The following is a 1,626-nucleotide window of genomic DNA, read 5'->3' as shown; positions in this document are numbered from 1 at the left end:
GCTGCTGGCGTCGACTCCCGACGCGGCAGCCGAGGCCGCGAAAGGCGCTCCGCGATGGAATCCTTGGCAGATCCTGGGTGGCCCCGGCACGGGTAAGACCTCCCTTGTCGCGGATTACGCCGTCTCGCGCATCGTCACCGGTGATCCGGAGTCGGTTCTGGTGCTGACACAGTCCAAACGGGCGGCAACCGCGGTGCGCGAGGTCATCACTTCGGGTCTCTTCAGTGGCGATCACGCACTACGAGCGACCCGTGAACCGTTGGTGCGCACGGTGCACTCCTACGCCTTCGCGGTGCTGCGGCTGCAGGCCTCGCTGTACGGCAATCCGCCACCGCGCTTGCTGACCGGTGCCGAGCAGGACGCCGTGGTGCGCGAGATGCTGCGCGGCGATCTCGAGGACGGGGCAGGCGACTGGCCGGAGCGACTGCGTCCGGCACTGGGCACCGCGGGATTCGTCACCGCGGTGCGAGACATGATGCTCAGGTCCGCCGAACGCGGGATCGGTCCGGAAGACCTCGTCAAACTCGGTCGCAAGCACGGCAGACCCGAGTGGGTTGCCGTCGGGAGGTTCGCCGCCGGATACGAGCAGGCCATGTTGTTGCGCGGTGCCGTCGGAGTGGAAGCGGCCGGAGCCACTGCACCTGGTCTGGACGCCGCCGAGCTGATCGGTGCCGCGCTCATGGCCTTCGCCACCGATCCCGAACTGCTGCGCAGCGAACGCGCCCGCATCCGGCACCTCGTCGTCGACGACGCGCAGCACCTCGATCCGCAGGCAGCACAGCTGGTTCGGCTGATCGGCACCGACACCGAATCCACCGTCGTCGCCGGAGATCCCGATCAAGCCGTGTTCACCTTCCGGGGTGCCGACCCCACCTTCGTGGCCGACCTGGTCGAGGTGGATTCGCCGCGTCGCGTGCTGCTCACTCGCAATCACCGGTCGGTGCCCGAGGTCGCGGAGCTGACCGACATCGTCGCCGGACGGCTGCCCGGGCTCGGTCGGCACCGATGTCCCGAACCGGTGGGCACCGCCCGATTCGGTGCACCGGCAGCGCGAGTGCACGTCGTGTCCTCGCCCGCGAAGGAGGCGGCGATCATCGCCGACGCCATGCGCCGGGCCCACCTGATCGACGGCATGCCGTGGTCCGAGATGGCGATCGTGGTGCGATCCGTGCCGCGCACCCTCGCACCGTTGCGGCGGGCTCTGCACGGCGCAGGGGTTCCGATGATCACCCCGACTTCGGAGCTGCCGCTGCACCGGCAGCACGGGGCCGTGGGTCTCCTGCTGGTACTGCGGGCGATCTCCGACCCGAGCTTCGACGGTGAAGATGCACTCGCGTTGCTCTCCGGGCCGATCGGCGGAGCCGACCCGGTGGGTCTGCGGCGATTGCGCCGGGGAGTGCGCAGGCTCGAGCTCGCATCGGGCGGCGAGCGCGACTCGGCCGAGTTGCTCAGAGTCGTACTCACCGACGACGCTCGGGGGAGTGCCGGTTGGACGAACGGACTCTCGGACGTGGAGTCCGCCCCGTTGCGCCGAGCCCTCGGTGTCATCCGCAAGGCGCGGGCCCTCGCCCGCACGGGCCGCGGAGTCGAGGACGTGTTGTGGGCGGCGTGGCAGGATTCGGGCCA

General features: G+C 70.0%; 1 protein-coding gene. It reads left to right on the top strand.

Annotated features, from left to right (window positions below; genetic code table 11):
* Nucleotide 1 precedes the first annotated feature (1 nt).
* A partial coding sequence (locus tag RHBS_RS27585) for a UvrD-helicase domain-containing protein (RefSeq protein ID WP_237669856.1) occupies nt 2-1,626 on the top strand: 1,625 nt, incomplete at its 3' end.

It is taken from the genome of Rhodococcus sp. BS-15 (genome assembly GCF_000813105.1).
In the GTDB taxonomy this organism is placed as follows: Bacteria; Actinomycetota; Actinomycetes; order Mycobacteriales; family Mycobacteriaceae; genus Rhodococcoides.
The sequence above is the reverse complement of the archived record's forward strand: the minus strand, read 5'-3'. Positions and strand labels throughout refer to the sequence as shown.